Annotated in this window: 3 protein-coding genes; all 3 read left to right on the top strand. The window is 64.9% G+C overall.

Annotated elements, in window-relative coordinates; translation table 11 throughout:
• Positions 1-418, top strand: a 418-nt coding sequence (locus tag ACMUOO_RS17345) for an NADH-quinone oxidoreductase subunit C (RefSeq protein ID WP_413855823.1), incomplete at its 5' end; no start/stop codon positions are given.
• Between the two features lies 1 nt (position 419).
• Complete coding sequence (nuoD, locus tag ACMUOO_RS17350; RefSeq protein ID WP_413855824.1) at positions 420-1,655, top strand: NADH dehydrogenase (quinone) subunit D; 1,236 nt, start codon at positions 420-422, stop codon at positions 1,653-1,655.
• Positions 1,656-1,667: 12 nt separating this feature from the next.
• On the top strand, positions 1,668-1,908 hold a 241-nt coding region (locus tag ACMUOO_RS17355), incomplete at its 3' end, for an NAD(P)H-dependent oxidoreductase subunit E (RefSeq protein WP_413855825.1).

Here is a 1,908-nt window from a genome sequence, read left to right on the forward strand (position 1 = left end):
CACCGTCGTTTGGCACCTCTACTCGAGCACGAAGCACACCTACGTCCGCCTCGCCGCCCCCTGCGCCTCCGACGCCGAGCCGGCCATGCCGACCACCTCGGGCCTGTGGGCCGGCGCCGACTGGCACGAGCGCGAGACCTACGACATGTTCGGCATCAAGTTCACCGGGCATCCCGACCTGCGCCGCATCCTGATGTGGGACGCCTACCCGTATTTCCCGCTCCGCAAGGAGTTCCCCCTCGCCGGCCTGCCCACCGAGATGTCCGACGCCGACATCAACGCCGAGATCGGCGTCGGCGTCATTCCCGCCCCGATGGCCGGCGGCCCCTTCGTGGCCACCCCGGGTGAGCCGATGAGCGACGCCGAACCGCGCGCCAAGGACGAGGCCTGGAACGAAAAGAGCGAGAAACCCGAGTAACATGGCCACCGATTTTTCCTATCCCGACGCCGCCGCGAAAGCCGCCTCGAACCTCCCGAAGGAGTTCGACCCGGAGAAGATGTCCCTCTCGATGGGCCCTTCGCACCCGTCCACCCACGGCGTGCTGCGCATCCAGTTCGAGCTCGACGGCGAGATTGTGACGAAGGCCGACCCGGTCATCGGCTACCTGCACCGCGGCGACGAGAAGATCGCGGAAAACATGACCTACAACCAGTTCGTGCCCTACACGGACCGGCTGGACTACATCGCCCCGCTCGCGAACAACATGGCCTACGCCATCGCGGTCGAGCGCCTCGCCGGCCTCGAGATGCCGCCCCGCTGCCAGGCGATCCGCGTCCTCACGGCCGAGATGGCCCGCGTGTCGTCCCACCTGATGGGCCTCGGCGCCTACGGCATCGATGTCGGCGCCTGGTCGGTGTTCATGTATTGCTTCGAGGAGCGCGAGAAACTCTACAAGCTCTTCGAGGAGCTGACCGGCGCGCGCTTCACCACCAGCTACACCCGCATCGGCGGCCTGACCCGCGACGTGCCCGAGGGCTGGACGCAGAAGGTCGACGCGTTCTGCGACCAGTTCCTGCCGATCCTCGAGGAGATCCTCGGCCTGCTGACGCGGAACAAGATCTTCCTCGACCGCACCGTCGGCATCGGCGTCATCTCGAAGGCCGACGCCATCGCCTACGGTCTCAGCGGTCCGAACCTCCGCGGCTCCGGCGTGCCGAACGACCTGCGCAAGGACAAGCCCTACTCCGGCTACGAGCAGTATGAGTTCGACGTGCCCGTCGGCTCGAAGGGCGACTGCTACGACCGCTACCTCTGCCGCGGCGAGGAGATGAAGCAGTCCATCCGCATCATCCGGCAGATCGTGAAGAATTTTCCCGGCGGCGACTGGTATGCGAAGGACGCGCGCAAGATCTTCGCCCCGCCGAAGGAAAAAATCCTCACCTCGATGGAGGAGCTCATCAACAACTTCATGATCGTGACCGAGGGCCCGCAGATGCCGGCCGGCGAGGTCTACTTCGAGGCCGAGAACCCGAAGGGCGTGCTGGGCTTCTACATCGTGAGCAAGGGCGGCGGCGTGCCCTACCGCATGAAGATCCGCAGCCCCTCGTTCTGTAACTTGTCCATCCTCCAGAAACTCTGCGTCGGCAACCTCGTGTCCGACGTCGTCTCCATCCTCGGCTCGCTCGACTTCGTCATGGGCGAGTGCGACCGCTGATTCACTGCGTCGATGAAACTGAAACCCGAAACGCTCAAGCAAATCGACGAGGTCATCACCCATTACCCGGTGAAGCGCAGCGCCACGCTGCCCCTGCTGCATCTCATCCAGGAGGATGTCGGCTGGATCTCGACCGAGGCCATCGAGTGGATCGCCGCCAAGCTCGAGCTGCAGCCGATCAACGTCTACGAGGTCGTCACGTTCTACCCGATGTTCCGGCAGAAGCCGATCGGCCGCCGCCACATCAAGGTCT

Source organism: Albidovulum sp. (assembly GCF_041919395.1).
Lineage (GTDB): Bacteria > Pseudomonadota > Alphaproteobacteria > Rhodobacterales > Rhodobacteraceae > Albidovulum.

Excerpts from the sequence above, each read along its gene's own strand:
- nuoD (WP_413855824.1), top strand. The coding sequence starts at position 420 with ATGGCCACCGATTTTTCCTATCCCGACGCCGCCGCGAAAGCCGCCTCG.